This window comes from Flavobacterium cyclinae, assembly GCF_021172145.1.
Classification (GTDB): Bacteria; Bacteroidota; Bacteroidia; order Flavobacteriales; family Flavobacteriaceae; genus Flavobacterium; species Flavobacterium cyclinae.
In genome coordinates, this window is sequence record NZ_CP089095.1 from 395323 (window position 1) to 411812 (window position 16490).

Here is a 16490-nt window from a genome sequence, read left to right on the forward strand (position 1 = left end):
TGCAAAAAAAAAGAGCTAATGATTCGTTGGATTGTTTTTTTAGTATTTGTAATCATTCTTGAAATCTATGCTTTTCAGGCATTTAAGACTTTGATAAAATCAAAGTTGTTTTTTGTGTTTTATTATGCAACCTCTGCTATTGCCTTAGCATATATTATTTATCAATTATATCATTTTGATAGAAGTGTAGGACAAACTCCAAAAACTATGATGACCATGGGTTTGTTGTTGCTACTATACGTACCAAAATTATTATTGACTATCATATTATTTGGAGAAGATATTATTCGTGTTTTTGTGGGGTTATTTTCTTTAGTTAATAGTAATTCCGAAGCTTTTTTACCCGAAAGAAGAAAGTTTGTCAGCCAAATAGCGTTAGGAATTGCAGCCATTCCGTTTACTTCTTTTTTATATGGTATTACTTTTGGTAAATACAATTTTAAAGTAATCAAGCAAACATTATTTTTCCCTGATTTACCAGAAGCTTTTGATGGAACCACAATAACCCATATTTCGGATGTTCACAGTGGAAGTTTTGATGATGCAGAGAAAATCCAATATGCAATAAACTTAATTAATGAACAAAATTCAGATATGGTTTTGTTTACAGGTGATATTGTGAATACTCATGCTACCGAAATGGATCCATGGATTGATACCTTCAAAAGAATTCATAATCCAAAATTTGGAAAATTCTCAGTTTTAGGAAATCATGATTATGGCGAATACATTAATTGGCCTTCACAACAAGATAAAATTCAAAATTTTGAAAATATAAAAGCGATTCACGGTAAAATTGATTTTAAATTGTTATTAAATGAACATGTAAAAATCAAAAAAGATAATCAGGAATTAGCGATCGTAGGTGTTGAAAATTGGGGAAGAAAATTTGGAGAACGCGGCGATTTGAATTTGGCTTCACAAGGTTTAAAGAAAGAAGATTTTAAAATTGTGATGAGTCACGACCCAAGTCATTGGGATGAGAAAATTCAGCACGATGACAATCATTATCATTTAACGCTTTCGGGGCATACACATGGGTTACAATTTGGTATAGAGATTCCGGGTTGGATCAAATGGAGTCCGGTGCAATATGTTTACAAGCAATGGGCTGGCTTATATGAAAATGCAGGAAGATATATTTATGTAAATCGTGGTTTTGGTTTCCATGCGTATCCAGGTCGTGTTGGAATTATGCCAGAAATTACGGTAATTGAATTAAAAAAAGGAGAAAAAGTAGCGTAATTCAGTAAAAATGCTACATTTGTATATTATTTTGTTTGAAAAATAATTTTTTGATACTAATAAATTGCAATTTATGTCAAAATTTGGAGAACTTATCGATGCTCAAGTACCTGTGCTAATCGATTTCTTTACAGAGTGGAATGAACCTTCTGTTGCTATGAATGAAGTTATACGTCATGTAGCGGCAGCCTTAGGGGATAAAGCACGAGTAATTAAAATTGATGTGGATAAGAATCAAGAATTAGCCGATGCGCTTCGTATTAAAGGTTTGCCTACTTTAATGATTTACAAAGAAGGACAAATGGTGTGGAGACAAAGTGGCGAACTTGATGCTAATACTTTGATTTCTTTAGTACAAGAACAAGTATAGTCTTTCGATTTCACTCGTATGATAATTTGTAGTAAAATTTATTTTATTACATCAAAAGTAAACCCTTTATTTTTTAAAATTTGTATTGCTTTTGGCAGTCCATACTTCAGATTTTTTTCTGCTTTTAGACTATCGTGAAAAACGATAATGCTTCCTTGTGATGTGTTTGAAATCACGTTTTTTAAGCATTCCTCTTCAGAAATGTTTTGGTCAAAATCATAACTCAATACATCCCACATAATTATTTTATAGCCTAACTGTCTAATTTCTTTAGATTGACTTGGTTTTATTTTTCCGTAAGGAGGACGAAATAGAAAAGAGTGTTTAGGGTTCAGTTTTGAGTGTTCAGTTTCGCACAATTTGAAATTTTCAATGTAATAATTTGTCTTGGTTTTCCACCCGTTTAAGTGATTGAATGTGTGATTTCCTATTTGGTGTCCTTCCGTTAGTATTCGTTTGTAAATTTCAGGATATTTCTTAATGTTATCACCTATACAAAAGAATGTTGCTTTTATGTTTTCTGATTTTAAAACATCTAAAACCCATTCTGTAACACTTGGAATTGGGCCATCATCAAAAGTTAAATAGATTTTATTTTCTGAGTTTGGTATATCCCAAACCAGATTATTGAAAATCTTTTTAATTACTTTATTTGTTTTAACCCACTTGAAGTTCATCTTGTAAATTTAGTATAAAAAAAATGTTCCAAAAGAATTATTTCTTTTGGAACATTAGTATTCGTTAAAAAATAGTTATTCCATTTTTCTTCCAAAACGTTCAAACATTTTATTGTAATTATTAAACTTTACTTTTTCTTTATTGTAAAATTCTAAATCACCTGCTGCTTCAGCTGCTTGAATAAAACTTCTGTAATATTCAATATCACTCACAATATCAATAGCACTAAAGTTTTGTTCACTTGGTTTCCATCCGTTATAAAAAGATAAATTTTCTTGATATTTTTTAATCACTTCTTTAATTATAGCTCTTGCTTTTTCTTTTTTGCCTACTTCATAATATCCAATAACAAAAGGTTCAAGCATTGAATAATATTCAAAATATTGCAACGGCATTTTTTCCATTGCTAAATCAATTACTTTTTCTGCCTTTTCAAGTTTTTCTTCAAAAATTAAAGTTTCAGCTAAACGAGCTAAATTTGTTCTGTAAGTAATGCTGTTTTTACGAGTTTCTACATCATGATAAATTATTGGTTTTCCGCTATTACCCCAATCCCATTTCATAACAATGTCATACATTTTTTCAGAATCAATTTGTCCCATTTTCATCGGACTTGGAGAATCTGCTGGAGTTTTTATAGGTACTAATTTAAAACACATTCCGTCTAATTGTAAATAGTCTTTCATCCATAGATAATCGTCTTCACCAAAACTTCCTCCTGTAAAATATATTGGTCGTTTCCAGTTGTTTTGATTTACAATATCTAACATCATTAACCTGTTTTTATATAAAGCATGATCTTTGATTTCAAATTCAATTGCTGGTACAATGGAATCATAATACTTTTCAGAAACAACTTTATTTTTAATGATAGTAGCTTTGTCAATTGGTAAAATTACCTTCTTAGATGGGAAATAATTTACTTTTCTACCATTGTTTAATTCAATTTTAGCTCTTTCATCATCAAGTGCAATGAATTTTAGCATTTCATCAAGTAATAATGGATCTTTAGTTCTTTCAACATATAAACTATAATCGCGATTACTTCCTTTATATTGGTCTCTGTTAAATGAACTAGGAATTGGTTCAGAATCATGAGTTTTCATTTTCATTTGATCTATATACCAATCGGTCATAAATAAACTAGTGTTTACAATTCTAACATCTGTTCTGTAGCCTTCAATTTCTTGCATGTACCACAATGGGAAAGTATCGTTGTCACCAATTGTAAATAAAATGGCATTTGGCTCACACGAATCTAAATATGCTTTTGCCATAGTATATGCGGTATCTTTATTTGAACGGTCATGATCGTCCCAATTTTCTTTTGCTAAAATCACAGGAGAAATTAATAAAGAAGCAATTAATACTAAAGGTATTGCAACTTTAGGTTGAAGGTATTTTTTTACTGTTTCATAAATTGCGAATATGCCATAAGCAATCCACATAGCAAATACATAGAAAGAACCCACTAAAGCATAGTCTCGTTCTCTAGGTTCAAAAGGTCTCTCATTTAAATATATTTTTAAAGCGAAACCAGTAAATAAAAACAGCACTAGTAAAACATAGAAACTTTTTTTGTCTCGAATTGCATGAAATACAAAGCCTATTAATGCTAAAAGTAAAGGGATGGCAAAATAAATGTTTCGCCCTTTATTATTTTGCATATCCGAAGGCAAGTTCTTTTGTGTACCATGAAAAATTTCATCAATAAAATTAATTCCTGTAAGCCAATTTCCATTTGAATTGTCGTATTTTCCTTGAACATCACTTTGTCTTCCAGCAAAATTCCAAAGTAAATATCTAATGTACATGTATCCAAATTGGTATTGAATCATGAACTTCATATTGTTTACGAAAGTAGGCTTGTCAACAATTAAATAATCACCATAACCTTTTAAAAATTTATCGTAATCACCTTCATCAATATCGCCTGCTTCATATGCTTTTCTAAATTGAGTAACGATTTGTACCAATTCATCTTCATGCGCATATTCTGGATTAATTCTAAACTCAAGAGGTTCAGTAAATATCATGTAATTTTCTCTATGCTCATTGCTCCACATTCTAGGTAAAATAGCCTTATGAGCATCGTCAGTATTTTGTTTTGCGTTTTTATAATCATTAGTAATTACATACTTTTTTGTTTTGTAATCACGCTCATAATTAGGCTTATCGTCTAAATAAGGAGTAACAGGGTCTAATCCTGAGTAGGTATCAGAAAATTGAGGGCCATAAAATAATTTTTGTTCTCCATATTGCTCACGATTATAATAGGCTAAAACCTCTGCTGCATCTGAAGGCTTGTTTTCATTAATTGGTGTATTAGCATTTGCACGAATAGGTAACATCATCCAAGTTGAAAACCCAATTAATATAAAAAATGTAGACAATATTAAAGTATTGTAAAAAACGTGACCTTTTTTCTTAGTATAGTTTAAACCAAAATAGAAAGCCGCAACAATTAATAAGAATGCAAATATAGTTCCTGAGTTAAACGGCATTCCAAGGCTGTTCACCATAAATATTTCTGTTTTACCAAAGAAAGCTAATGTATAAGGAAGTAATAGTTTGAAGATAAAAAGCAATATTGCAACGATAACAATATTTGCAATTACAAAACTTTTTAAAGTAATATTTTCATACTTTTTGAAATAATATAGAAATCCAATTGCAGGAAAAGCTAATAAAGCCATGAAGTGAACTCCAAATGAAAGCCCAATAACTAAAGAAATTATTAAAAGCCATTTGTTTCCTCTTGGAGTATTAATTTCTTGTTCCCATCTTAATCCTAACCAAAAAAGTAATGCAATTAAGAAAGTCGCCATTGCATAAACTTCTGCTTCTACAGCATTATACCAAAAGCTATCGGTAAAAGTAAAAGATAAACTTGCTACTAATGAACTTCCTAAAATCATAACCGCGTTGTTTGCAGAAAGTTCTTTTTCACCTACGAATAGTTTTTTTAGTAAAATTGTAAGTGACCAAAACATAAATAAAATAGTAAAGGCACTTGAAAACACAGAAAGATAATTAACCATTAACGCAATCTTGTCTGGACTAAAAGCAAACATTGCAAAAAAGGCACCTAACATTTGGAATAATGGTGCTCCTGGTGGGTGACCTACTTCAAGATTGGCAGAAGTAGCAATGTATTCACCACAATCCCAAAAACTAAGGGTCGGCTCAACGGTTAATGAATATGTAATTAATGCTACAACAAACGTAGTCCAGCCTAAAATGGTATTCCACTTTTTAAAGTTGAATGAATTCATATTGTGTTTATTTTCTATATTCTCCTACAAAGAAACTATTTTTTTATATATAATAGTTGTTAAATATTTTTTTTAATATTTTTTTTAGAAAAATTTGCAGAATAAAAAATATGTTTTACATTTGCACTCGCAATCGAAAAGGTTGTTAGGTATTGGCCCATGGTGTAATGGTAACACTCCGGTTTTTGGTACCGTCATTCAAGGTTCGAGTCCTTGTGGGCCAACAAAACTCCGTTCAATTTTGAACGGAGTTTTTTTATTTTTGTACTTGACTGGTTTGGTGAATTTTATCATAAAAAAAGACCGCAATTTGCGGTCTTTTTTTATGATAAAATCTGCTAATTAGATTTTGAAAGTAATAACAGGTCTCTTAGCATGGTTTACTAAGTCTTCGCTTATGCTTCCATTGAAAAAGTGTGATAAACCTTTTCTTCCATGAGTACTCATACCAATAATATCAGCATTAATGCTTTTAGCAAAATGTAAAATACCTTTTTCTACATTTATATCGTTGTAAATATGAGTAGTACAATTATTGATATTGAATTCAGCAACAAATTCGTCCATAGTTTTTTGAGCAACTTTAGTTGATTTAAAGTTATTTGGAGTATTGATGTTTACTAAATGTAAATGAGAATTGAATTTGTTAACAAACTCAACTACTTTTTCAAAAGGTTTTTTTATTTCTTCAGAAAAATCAGAAGCAAAAACAAAATTATGTGCATTAAAGTTTTCTTCTTCACGTTTAATAACCAATACAGGAACGTTTGAATTTCTTACAACTTTTTCAGTATTTGAACCAATAAACATTTCTTGCATTCCGTTAGAACCATGAGATCCCATAACAATTAAATCAGCGTCATGAGCTTCACCGTTTTTGATAATTCCTTCAAAAGCTAATTCAAATTGAATAATTTTAGTTATTTTGATTCCGTCAAGATAATCAGCATTCATTAATTCATCTAGTTTTGATACAACAGCATTCTTAAAGAATATCAATTCTGGAATTTCATGAGAATTAGAAAGACTGTCATTGCCAGATGAAGGTAGTTCTAACATGTGAACTAAAAATATTTCACCGTCATTTTTTTTTGCAATTTGTGCGGCTACTTTTAATGCATATTCAGCGTGTTTAGAAAAATCGGTAGGTACTAAAATTCGTTTCATAAATTTGTTTTAGGTTAGATAATAAAGTAAAATTAATTACACCATAAAAGTATAAAAAATATCTAAACTAACAATCTTTTTTTTATTTCAAAAAAAAATAATATATTTGTTGCCGTTAAAACTAAAGGTTATGAGGCACGCACAGCGTGCCTCTTTTTATAAAATATGACATTTAAAGATAAAGTTCAAAATTCAGTTGATTTAGCATTATCGCAACGAGAACATTTATTTTTAATTGATTTAACAATCAATGAAAATAATAAAATTAATGTTGTGTTAGATGGAGATTTTGGAGTAAATTTACAAGATTGCATCGATGTAAGTAGGGCAGTAGAAAATGGTTTGGATCGTGAAGAGCAAGATTTTTCTTTAGAAGTAGCATCTGCTGGTGTTTCAAGTCCTTTAAAACTTGTTCGTCAATTTAAAAAAAATATTGGAAGAACATTAAAGGTTAAAACAACTACATTTGAAGAAGTTGAAGCAAAGTTAACCGCTGCTAATGATGTGAAAATAACGTTAGAATGGCAAGCGCGTGAGCCAAAAAAAATAGGTAAAGGAAAAGAAACTGTAGAAAAAAAGTTAGAACTTCCTTATGAAAATATAAAAGAAGCAATTGTTATAATATCATTTTAAATAAAGAGTTGACATGGAGAATATTGCGTTAATAGAATCGTTTTCAGAATTTAAAGACGATAAACTCATTGATAGAGTTACACTAATGGCAATTTTAGAGGATGTATTTAGAAATGCATTAAAAAAGAAATACGGATCAGACGATAATTTTGATATCATCATTAATCCTGATAAAGGAGATATGGAAATATGGAGAAATCGTGTTGTAGTTGAAGATGGTGAAGTAGAAGATCCAAATTCTGAAATTTCTTTATCTGAAGCTAGACGAATTGAGCCTGATTTTGAAGTAGGTGAAGATGTTTCAGAAGAAGTGAAGTTAATTCAATTAGGTAGAAGAGCTATTTTGTCATTACGCCAAAATTTGATTTCTAAAATCCATGAGCACGATAATACTAATCTTTATAAACAATTTAAAGATTTAGTAGGTGATATTTATACAGCAGAAGTGCATCATGTACGTCCAAAAGCTGTAATTTTGATGGATGATGAAGGAAATGAGATTGTTTTACCTAAAGAAAAACAAATTCCAAACGATTATTTCAAAAAAGGAGATAATGTTAGAGGTGTTATTGAAAATGTAGAGTTGAAAGGAAATAAACCTCAAATTATCATGTCGAGAACAGCTCCAGAATTCCTTGAGAAATTATTTGAACAAGAAATTCCTGAAGTATTTGATGGTTTAATTACTATCAAAAAAGTGGTTCGTATACCAGGAGAAAAAGCAAAAGTTGCAGTAGATTCTTATGATGATAGAATTGATCCAGTTGGTGCTTGTGTGGGTATGAAAGGATCGCGTATTCACGGAATTGTTCGTGAGTTAGGAAATGAGAATATTGATGTAATCAATTATACAACTAACGCACAATTATATATTACTAGAGCTTTAAGTCCTGCTAAAGTATCTTCAGTTAAAATTAATGAAGAAGCTAAAACGGCTGAAGTTTTCTTGAAAATTGAAGAAGTTTCTAAAGCAATTGGTAGAGGAGGAAACAATATTAAATTAGCTAGTTTATTAACAGGTTATGAAATTGATGTAATCCGTGAAGGAATTGCTGAAGAAGAAGATGATGTTGAATTAAGAGAATTCTCAGACGAAATCGAAGGATGGGTTATTGAAGAGTTCGAAAAAATTGGTTTAGATACTGCAAGAAGTGTATTGAATCAAGATGTTGCTGATTTAGTGAGAAGAACAGATCTTGAAGAAGAAACCATTTTAGATGTAATCAATATTTTGAAAGAAGAATTTGAAGGATAATTCTTTTGTCAACAACACAACAACAAACAAAGAATTTTAAAAAGATTATATGTCTGAAGAAAGAGTAATAAGAATAAACAAAGTTTTAAGGGAGTTAAATATTTCTCTTGATAGAGCTGTGGATTTTTTAAAAGAAAAGGGTCATGAAATTGAGTCGAGTCCAAATGCTAAAATATCACAAGAGGAATACAAAGTCTTATGCGGTCAATTTTCTGCTGACAAAGGGAATAAGGTTGCCTCTCTTGAAGTAAGTGAAGAAAAAAGAAAAGAGAAAGAGGCGCTTAAGCGTGAACTTGAAAAAGAACAAGAAGCAAAGCGTTTACAAGAAGAAGAACGTCAAAGACAAGAGATTATCAAAGCTAAAGCTGTTTTATCTGGGCCAAAAGCTATTGGTAAAATCGATTTAGATCCTAAAAAACCAGAAGTTAAATCTGAAAAAGCTATTTCTGAAGAAAAACCTGTTGAGGCAGTTGAAAAGGTAGTGGAAGAAAAAGTTTCAGAACCTGTAAAGGCTGAAGTTAAAGAAGAACCACAAGTGGTTAAAAAACCTGAAATAGTTAAACCGGTTAAAGAAGTAGAGGCTAAATCTGAAACTTCATCTGATGAAGCAGTTGAGGAAAAAATCGAAACACAATATCAAAAATTGTCTGGAGCTACTTTTACAGGTCAAAAAATTGATTTATCTCAATTTGAAAAACCTAAAAAGAAAAAAGAAGATCCTAAGAAAGATTTCAAAAAACCTGGAACTCCACAAGCTCAAAATGCTGGTGGTGCTAATGCGGCAAACAATAAAAACAAACGTAAGCGTATTGTTAAACCAGGAACACCTGGGGCTCCTGGGGCAAGTAATGCTGCTGGAGGGCCTAAGAAAGAATTTATTAAAGGTGGAGCGGGTGGTTTCAATAAGGGTAAAAAACCAATTATTCAAAAGGTAGAGCCTTCTGAAGAAGACGTTAAAAACCAAATTAAAGAAACGCTTGAAAGACTTCAAGGAAAAGGTAATAAATCGAAATCGGCAAAATACCGTAGAGATAAAAGAGATTCTCACCGTCAGCGTGTAGATGATGAATTACAAGCACAAGAAGAAGGAAGTAAAACTTTAAAAGTAACTGAATTTGTTACTGTTGGAGAAATCGCTTCATTAATGGATGTGCCAATTACTAAGGTAATCGGAACTTGTATGTCATTAGGTATCATGGTTACCATGAACCAACGTTTAGATGCAGAAACTTTATCAATTGTAGCGGATGAATTTGGGTATGAAGTAGAATTTATTACTACTGATATCGAAGAAGCAGCAGTTGTTGTAGAAGATAATCCAGAAGATTTAGTTCACAGAGCACCTATTGTAACGGTGATGGGTCACGTTGACCACGGTAAAACATCGTTATTAGATTACATTCGTAAAGCTAACGTAATTGCTGGTGAATCTGGAGGAATTACGCAACATATTGGTGCTTACGGAGTGGTTCTAGAGAATGGTGAAAAAATCACGTTCTTAGATACACCAGGTCACGAAGCGTTTACAGCGATGCGTGCTCGTGGTGCTCAAGTTACCGATATTGCTATTATTGTAGTAGCTGCTGATGATGAAATCATGCCACAAACAAAAGAGGCAATTAGTCACGCACAAGCTGCAGGAGTGCCAATGATTTTTGCTATCAATAAAGTGGATAAGCCAACGGCAAATCCTGAGAAAATTAAAGAGCAATTAGCAGGTATGAACTTATTAGTTGAAGACTGGGGTGGTAAATATCAATCTCAAGATATTTCGGCTAAATTTGGTCAAGGAGTTCCTGAATTATTAGAAAAAGTATTGTTAGAGGCTGAAATTTTAGAATTGAAAGCCAATCCAAATAAACCAGCTTTAGGAACTGTAGTGGAAGCTCAGTTGGATAAAGGTAGAGGTTATGTTTCAACTATTTTAGTTCAAGCAGGAACTTTGAAAGTTGGAGATTATGTTTTAGCAGGAAAAAATCATGGTAAAATTAGAGCCATGTTTGACGAAAGAGGTCACCAAATTAAATCAGCTGGACCATCAACTCCAGTATCTGTTTTAGGTTTAGATGGAGCTCCAACAGCGGGTGATAAGTTCAATGTTTATGAAGACGAAAGAGAAGCAAAACAAATTGCTGCTAAACGTACTCAATTACAACGTGAGCAATCAGTTCGTACTCAAAAACATATTACGCTTGCCGAAATCGGTCGTCGTATTGCATTAGGACAATTTAAAGAATTGAATATTATCCTTAAAGGAGACGTGGATGGTTCTGTGGAAGCATTATCGGATTCATTTTCTAAATTATCTACAGAAGAAATTCAAATTAACATTATTCATAAAGGAGTTGGAGCAATTACGGAATCTGACGTATTGTTAGCTTCTGCTTCTGATGCGATTATTATTGGATTTAACGTTCGTCCTCAAGGGAATGCAAAACAATTAGCAGAAAAAGAAGAAATCGATATTCGTAACTACTCAATTATTTACGATGCAATTGATGACTTAAAAGATGCTATGGAAGGAATGTTGTCTCCAGAAATGAAAGAGGAGATTACTGGTACTGCAGAAATTAGAGAATTGTTTAAAGTATCTAAAGTAGGAACTATTGCTGGATGTATGGTTACTGATGGTAAAATCTTCAGAAATTCTAAGATTCGTTTAATTAGAGAAGGAGTTGTTATTTACACTGGTGAATTGGCTACTTTAAAACGTTTCAAAGACGATGTGAAAGAAGTTTCTAAAGGATACGATTGCGGTATGCAAATTAAAAATTACAACGATATTCGTGAGTATGATTTAATTGAAGGATTCCACGAAGTAGAAGTAAAGAAAAAATTGAAATAATATTATTTGCAATTTATAAAAAAGCCATTCATTTGAATGGCTTTTTATTTATAATTAATTAGAAGGTTTTATAATTAATGCATTTGGATATTTTTTTCTGATTTCTACCATTTCTCTTTCTACATCTATTCTTGTTTTGAAATTCCCTATCCATACTTTATAATTAGGACTATTAAAAATTATAGTTCCGTCTAAATCCTTGAATTCTTTTTTAAATTCATCTAATTTCTTTTTTGAATCTTCACTGCTTCCATGAAAAATCTGAATTTTATAGCATTCATTCAAAAACAAATTAGCGTTTAATTTTCTTTTTTCTTTTAACAAATTATCAATTTTTGGATCAACAGAAATGTTGTTTTTTAATTCTTGCCCATTTATTGTTAAGCAAAAAAGAGATGATACAATAAAGAAGTACAATGAGTTATGTTTAGTTGTTTTTTTCATATTGAAATGATTTTAATACAAAAATACAATTTAAGACGAGATTAAGTTGCTTTAATATTATTTAGAACAAATATAAATTACATTTTAAGATAAAATTAAGGTTTTAATAATAGTTCGAATATTGTATTTTTGTCGGAGTTTTGAAAAAATAACGTGTTGTTTTTAGATAATCTTATATCTAAAAGTATACCAATTAAGTCGATAATCATTTTAAATATGAAAAAGGTGGGGAACCATAAATCGTTTTCAAAGATTTTCTTCGGTTTAGCATTCGTGCTAGTAACTTCTTTATCAGCATTCGCTCAGGATGCAGCAAAAGGTAAAGAATTATTTAATACCAATTGTGCTGCTTGTCATAAATTAGATGCAAAAGCTACGGGTCCTGCACTTCGTGGTGTAGCTGCTAAGTATGACAAAGAATGGTTGTACAAATGGATTAAAAATAGTGGAGAATTAATCAAGTCAGGAGATGCGCAAGCTGTAAAAGTTTTTGAGGAAAATAACAAAGTTCCGATGACTGCATTTCCACAATTGTCAAATGAAGATATTGACAATATTTTAGCATATACTTCAGAACCTAAACCAGAAGCTCCAGTTGTAGCTCCTGGTGCTGCTGTTGCTGGTGCTGCAAATGCTGACTCTGGTGTTTCTAATAATGTTATATTAGGAGTACTTTCTTTAGTAATGATGATGTTAGTGGTAATGTTGTTCTTAGTGAATAATATGTTAACTAAGATTGCTGGTGCTAAAGGCTTAGAGTTGCAACAAAAAGACCGTTCAATAATGAACATCTTCAGAGCTTATGCAAAAAATCAATTTTTAGTGTTAGTTTCTGCAATCTTGTTATTATTGGTTTCAGCTTATTTTGCGTACGGATGGATGATGCAAATTGGTGTTGATCAAGGGTATGAGCCTGTACAACCAATTCATTACTCACACAGAATTCATGCTGGTGATAATGGTATCGATTGTAAATATTGTCACTCTGCAGCAAGAGTTAGTAAGCATTCAAATATTCCTTCATTAAATGTTTGTATGAACTGTCATAAAAACATTAGTGAGGTTGCTGAGACAACTGCTACTGAAGAGCATTCTAAAGAATTCTATGATAAACAAATCGCTGCTTTATATGAAGCTGTAGGATGGGATAAATCGTTACAAAAATATACAGGAAAAACGAAACCAGTTAAATGGGTGAGAATTCATAATTTACCTGATCACGTATATTTCAATCACTCACAACACGTTTCAGTTGCTGGAGTTGAGTGTCAAACTTGTCATGGTCCAGTTGAGGAAATGGAAATCATGAAACAACATGCTCCATTAACAATGGGATGGTGTATCAACTGTCACAGAGAAACAAATGTGAAAGTAGAAGATAATGCTTACTACAAAAAAATTCATGAAGAACTTTCTAAAAAATACGGAGTATCTCAGTTAACTGCTGCTCAAATGGGAGGTTTAGAATGTGGTAAATGTCACTATTAATAAAAATAATTTAAGAAGCTAATATACTATACAATGGCATCAAACAAAAAATACTGGAAAAGTGTTGAGGAGCTAAACGAAAATAGCTCTATTGTTGAGACGCTAAGAAACAACGAGTTTGTGGAACCAATTCCGGTTGACCAATTCTTAGGTGATAAAGAAACTTTATCAGCTTCGTCAACTACTCGTCGTGACTTTTTAAAATATGTTGGATTTAGCACTGCTGCAGCTTCATTAGCAGCTTGTGAAGGTCCTGTTGTAAAGTCAATTCCTTACGTAGTTCAACCAGAAGAAATTATTCCTGGTGTTGCAGACTATTATGCAACAACAATGGCTGATGGTTTTGATTTTGCTAATATTTTAATCAAAACTCGTGAGGGTCGTCCTATTAAAGTAGAGAACAATAATTTAGAAGGAGCAAAAACTGGAGCTAATGCAAGAGTTCATGCTTCTGTTCTTTCATTATATGATAGTTTACGTTTAAAACAACCTAAAATTGCTGGTAAAGACGCAACTTGGGCTGATGTAAACACTAAAGTTAAAGCTAGTTTAGAAGAGGCTAAAGCAAAAGGTGGAAATGTAGTGGTGTTAACAAACACTATGGCAAGTCCTTCAACTGATGCTTTAATTGCTTCTTTAGTTGCTAAATATCCAACAACGAAACATGTTGTTTATGATGCAGTTTCTGAATCAAATGCTTTAGACGCTTTTCAAGCGGTTTATGGTGTTAGAGCTTTAGCAAATTATGATTTTTCAAAATCGGATGTTATCGTTTCTGTTGGTGCAGATTTCTTAGGAGATTGGCAAGGTGGAGGTTTTGATGCAGGATATGCTCAAGGTCGTATTCCTAAAAACGGAATGATGTCTAAACATATTCAAATTGAAGCTAACATGTCTTTAGCAGGAGCTAATGCAGATGTTAGAATTCCAATGACAGTTGCACAACAAAAACAAGCATTAGCTGATTTATATTATGCAGTAGTAAATGGAGCACAACCTAAAAATGCTCAAGTTGCTAAAGTGGCTAAACAATTAAAAGATGCTAAAAATAAAGGTGTAGTTGTAACTGGATTAGATGATGTAAATGCACAATTAGTGGTTTTAGCTATAAATAATGCTTTACAATCTGAAGCTTTCAATCCATCTGATGCTATCTTAACTAGAAAAGGTGATGCAAAAGCTGTTGCTCAGTTAGTGGCTGATATGAAAGCAGGAAAAGTTCATACATTAATTATGAGCGGTGTAAATCCAGCTTATACTTTAGCTGATTCAAAAGAGTTTGTTGCTGCTTTAAAATCTGTTAAACTTTCTGTTGCTTTCTCAATGAAAGAAGATGAAACTTCAAGTTTAACTACGATTGCTGCTGCTGCTCCACATTATTTAGAGTCTTGGGGTGATGTTACAATTACGAGAAGTAATTACAGCATCATGCAACCTACGATTCGTCCTTTATTCAATACAAAACAGTTCCAAGAAGCTTTATTAACTTGGACAGACAATACAGTTGCTTATTATGATTTCTTGAAGTCTTTTTCTGCTGGTTCTTTAGCTGGAAAATCATGGAATCAAGCAGTTCATGATGGTTTTGTTGCTTCTGTAGCAAGTCCATTATCTGCAGCTTCTGCTGATTTTGCTTCGGCAGCTTCAGCTTTAGCACAAGCAAAATCTTCTAATTTCGATTTAGTTTTATATTCTAAAGTTGGAATGGGAGATGGTCAACAAGCTAACAACCCATGGTTACAAGAATTCCCAGATCCAATTACAAGAGTATCTTGGGACAACTATGTTACAATGTCAAAAGCTGATGCTGATGAGAAAGGTTTTAAAAACTGGAATGTTGCTAACGGTGGTTTAAACGGAAGTTATGCAACTATCAAAGTAGGTAACGCTACTTTAGAAAATGTACCAGTTATTATTCAACCTGGACAAGCTAAAGGAACTTTAGGTTTAGCTTTTGGTTATGGTAAAAAATTAGGTTTAAAAGAAGAAATGCAAGTTGGTTTAAACGCTTATGCTTTATATGCTAACTTAAATTCTAATCAATCTGCTACAATTACTGTTGCAAATGGTGAACATGAATTTGCTTGTGTTCAGTTACAGAAAACATTAATGGGTAGAGGTGATATTATCAAAGAAACTACATTAGAAGTTTTCAATACTCAAAAAGCAGAAATTTGGAATCCAATTCCAATGGTGTCATTAGATCACAAACCAACAGCTGCTACAGAAGTTGATTTATGGGATTCTTTTGATCGTTCTACAGGTCACCACTTTAATTTATCTATCGATTTAAATGCTTGTACAGGTTGTGGAGCATGTGTTATTGCATGTCACGCTGAAAATAATGTGCCAGTGGTAGGTAAATCTGAAGTAAGAAGAAGTAGAGATATGCATTGGTTACGTATCGATAGATATTACTCATCTAAAGAAACTTTTGCTGGAGATGTTGAATTAAAAGAATCTACATCAGGTTTAATGAATTCAATTGATACTTTCACTGGAATGGAAGATCCTTCTGAAAATCCACAAGTAGCATTCCAACCAGTAATGTGTCAACACTGTAATCACGCTCCTTGTGAGACAGTTTGTCCGGTAGCTGCTACTTCTCATGGTAGAGAAGGTCAAAACCACATGGCATACAACAGATGTGTTGGTACTCGTTACTGTGCAAATAACTGTCCATATAAAGTTAGACGTTTCAACTGGTTCTTATATAACAAAAACAGCGAGTTTGATTATCATATGAATGATGATTTAGGTCGTATGGTTATTAATCCAGATGTAAATGTACGTTCTCGTGGAGTTATGGAAAAATGTTCTATGTGTATCCAAATGACTCAAGCAGTTAAGTTAAAAGCGAAACGCGAAGGTAGACCAGTAGGTAAGGATGAATTCCAAACTGCTTGTTCTGCAGCTTGTACAAGTGGTGCTATGAAATTTGGAGACATTAATGATCCTGCATCAGATGTTGCTAAATTAGTAGAATCTGATAGAATGTATCATTTATTAGAGCACATTGGAACAAAACCAAACGTGATGTACCACGTGAAAGTTAGAAACGATAAATAAGTATTAATTAAAGAATCAATA

Annotated in this window: 11 protein-coding genes and 1 tRNA gene; 8 read left to right on the forward strand and 4 right to left on the reverse strand. The window is 32.1% G+C overall.

The genetic code is table 11. The annotated features are described in order from the left end of the window. The first annotated feature begins 18 nt into the window (after positions 1-18). Positions 19-1245 (forward strand): metallophosphoesterase, encoded by a 1227-nt coding sequence (locus LOS86_RS01920; protein ID WP_231842978.1) that lies wholly within the window; start codon positions 19-21, stop codon positions 1243-1245. A 73-nt stretch (positions 1246-1318) separates the two neighbouring features. Then, positions 1319-1615 (forward strand): thioredoxin family protein, encoded by a 297-nt coding sequence (locus LOS86_RS01925; protein WP_231842979.1) that lies wholly within the window; start codon positions 1319-1321, stop codon positions 1613-1615. A 38-nt stretch (positions 1616-1653) separates the two neighbouring features. Here LOS86_RS01925 and LOS86_RS01930 read toward each other — a convergent pair whose 3' ends face one another. Then, positions 1654-2292 carry a polysaccharide deacetylase family protein gene (locus LOS86_RS01930; protein ID WP_231842980.1) on the reverse strand — a complete coding sequence of 213 codons (639 nt, stop codon included), beginning with the start codon at positions 2290-2292 and terminating at the stop codon, positions 1654-1656. A gap of 75 nt (positions 2293-2367) precedes the next feature. Further along, entirely contained in the window at positions 2368-5568 is a 3201-nt protein-coding gene (locus tag LOS86_RS01935; RefSeq protein WP_231842981.1) for a glycosyltransferase family 117 protein, read from the reverse strand. A 153-nt stretch (positions 5569-5721) separates the two neighbouring features. On the opposite strand from LOS86_RS01935, the gene LOS86_RS01940 reads away from it, so the two are divergent. Further along, positions 5722-5792: transfer RNA gene (locus LOS86_RS01940), tRNA-Gln, on the forward strand. 118 nt (positions 5793-5910) lie between these two features. Here LOS86_RS01940 and LOS86_RS01945 read toward each other — a convergent pair. Next, positions 5911-6735 (reverse strand): universal stress protein, encoded by an 825-nt coding sequence (locus tag LOS86_RS01945; RefSeq protein WP_231842982.1) that lies wholly within the window; start codon positions 6733-6735, stop codon positions 5911-5913. Between the two features lie 165 nt (positions 6736-6900). Between LOS86_RS01945 and rimP the strand changes: the two genes are divergently transcribed. From rimP to infB, 3 genes are read left to right on the forward strand one after another with little or no spacing between them, the layout of a single operon-like run. Then, positions 6901-7368 carry a ribosome assembly cofactor RimP gene (gene rimP / locus LOS86_RS01950; protein ID WP_231842983.1) on the forward strand — a complete coding sequence of 156 codons (468 nt, stop codon included), beginning with the start codon at positions 6901-6903 and terminating at the stop codon, positions 7366-7368. Positions 7369-7381: 13 nt separating this feature from the next. After that, positions 7382-8623 carry a transcription termination factor NusA gene (gene nusA / locus LOS86_RS01955; RefSeq protein ID WP_231842984.1) on the forward strand — a complete coding sequence of 414 codons (1242 nt, stop codon included), beginning with the start codon at positions 7382-7384 and terminating at the stop codon, positions 8621-8623. 49 nt (positions 8624-8672) lie between these two features. Beyond that, entirely contained in the window at positions 8673-11468 is a 2796-nt protein-coding gene (gene infB / locus LOS86_RS01960) for a translation initiation factor IF-2 (RefSeq protein ID WP_231842985.1), read from the forward strand. Between the two features lie 54 nt (positions 11469-11522). Here infB and LOS86_RS01965 read toward each other — a convergent pair whose 3' ends face one another. Beyond that, positions 11523-11912, reverse strand: a complete 390-nt coding sequence (locus LOS86_RS01965; protein WP_231842986.1) for an SPOR domain-containing protein — start codon at positions 11910-11912, stop codon at positions 11523-11525. Positions 11913-12128: 216 nt separating this feature from the next. Here LOS86_RS01965 and LOS86_RS01970 point away from each other — a divergent pair, with 216 nt between their 5' ends. Both LOS86_RS01970 and LOS86_RS01975 read left to right on the forward strand, forming a co-directional pair. Next, positions 12129-13400 (forward strand): c-type cytochrome, encoded by a 1272-nt coding sequence (locus tag LOS86_RS01970; protein WP_231842987.1) that lies wholly within the window; start codon positions 12129-12131, stop codon positions 13398-13400. A 33-nt stretch (positions 13401-13433) separates the two neighbouring features. Further along, positions 13434-16469, forward strand: coding sequence for a TAT-variant-translocated molybdopterin oxidoreductase (locus tag LOS86_RS01975; RefSeq protein ID WP_231842988.1), 3036 nt, complete (start codon positions 13434-13436; stop codon positions 16467-16469). Positions 16470-16490 lie beyond the last annotated feature (21 nt).